Below are 1,771 nucleotides of genomic sequence, written 5' to 3'. Positions count from 1 at the left end.
GGGTCACGAGGCAGCCTCCTCGGTGGTCAGCAGGGCGGCGACGGTTACCCGGTCGACCTTGCCGGTGTCCAGGCGCGGAATGGCGGCGACGAACCGGATCCTGCGGGGGAGCTCGTAGGCCGCCAACTCGGCCCGCAGGGACTGGCGGAGCCCCTGCTCGGTGAGCCCGGCCGCGCCGACGACGACGGCGACCGGGATTTCCCCGAGCCGGTCGTCCGCCACGCCGGCCACGGCGCTGTCCACCACGCCGTCGATCCGGTTGAGCGCGCTCTCGACCTGTGCAGGGTAGACGTTGAAGCCCCCGCAGAGAATCAGGTCCTTGACCCGACCGACGACGCTGACGAACCCGTCGGAGTCAAGGGCACCGAGGTCACCGGTCGCGATCCAGCTGCCCGTCGTGGTGGCACTCAACCGACCGTCGGCGTCGAGGTAGCCCGACATCGCCGACGCGGCGCGGGCCTGGATCTCCCCGATGCACCCCCGCGGCAGCTCCACCCCGTCGGCGTCGACGATCCGCACCTCCACGCCCGGAGCGGCGCGTCCGACGCTGCCCGGGGGCCGCCGTCCGGCCCCGACGTCGTCGGGCCGTTCGAACGCGATGGCGCCGGCGAACTCCGTCTGGCCGTAGTTGCGCAGCACGGGCACGCCGTAGCGGGTCTCGAAGGCGACGCGCGTGCTCTCGGGCAGCGGCGCGGTGCCGACGGTCACGCTGCTGACCCCGGGGAGCGTGACCGACGCAGCTGCCTGCACCAGCTCGTAGACCATCGACGGGGTCAGGCGCAGCACTCCGATCCTGCTCTCGGCCGCGATCCGCGCGACCAGCTCGACGGAGAACTTGTGGCACAGCAACACCGGCTTGCCCAGCCACCATGACGTCAGCGAGGTCAGGAACCCACCCATGTGCGCGATGGGGACGAACACCGGCTGCGGCTCGCGGGCCGGTGTCCGCACCGGTCGGCCCGCCGGTGGTAGTCCGCTGCCGATGGCGATGCCGCGGATGCTCGCTTCGAGCGCAGCGAAGGCGATCGCGGCGCCCTTGGGCCGCCCGGTCGTCCCCGAGGTGAACATGACCAGGGCCTCGTCGGGAGGTGCGGTGCGGGCTTGGGTCGCCGCGCCCACGGGGCGCAGACGTGCCTCGACGCCGTCCGGGTCCGGATCGACGATCGTGGCGCAGCCGGCGTCGCTCGCCCTGCGGGTCACCTCGGCGTCCGGCAGCAGGCGCCCGAGCGAGACGACGCTCCCGCCGGCCCGCCACGCGGCATGCAGGGCGACGACGGACGCGAGGTCGTTGCCCAGGCGGATGCCGGTCCGGGTACCGGGCTGCAGCCGGCTGCTGAGCGCCGCACTGGCCGCGGCGAGCTCGCCGAACGTCGCCGAGGTCCCGGCCGAGGTCCCGGCCGGGGTGCTGACGGCGAGCGACAGGGGGTGCTGTGCGGCTGTACTGGCGAGTAGTTCACGCAGCGGCGCTCGCCAGGATGGTGGAGTGCTCACAGGGGCAGTGTCCGGGCAGAGGGGGCACCTGGACCCATGCCCGATCGAAACCGTCGTTCTCGACCGGATGCTTGCGCCGGTCGCCGCGGGCGAGTCGACTTGTGGACGTTATGAACCTTCTTCCCAGTGCCGACGGTTGGGCCCTAGCGCGGGCGACGCGTGACGTTCTCGAGCGCGAGGGTATCGCCGCGACCGTGCGTCGCGAGGCGGGCGTAGGCGCCACGGGCGCTCGGCGTGAGCGCATGGTGGACCTGGCGGAGCTGGGTATTCCCGCGGTTCT

The 1,771-nt window shown here is 72.9% G+C and carries 1 protein-coding gene; it reads right to left on the bottom strand.

The annotated features are described in order from the left end of the window. Positions 1-3: 3 nt before the first annotated feature. The gene (locus tag U9978_RS17400) at positions 4-1,491 is read right to left on the bottom strand and encodes a fatty acid--CoA ligase family protein (protein WP_322762199.1); all 1,488 of its coding nucleotides are present in this window, start codon (positions 1,489-1,491) and stop codon (positions 4-6) included. Between the last annotated feature and the right edge of the window lie 280 nt (positions 1,492-1,771).

Source organism: Protofrankia sp. Cr2 (assembly GCF_963555885.1).
GTDB lineage: Bacteria > Actinomycetota > Actinomycetes > Frankiales > Frankiaceae > Protofrankia.
Note: the sequence above shows the minus strand (reverse complement) of the source record. Positions and strands in the feature narration are given on the sequence as shown.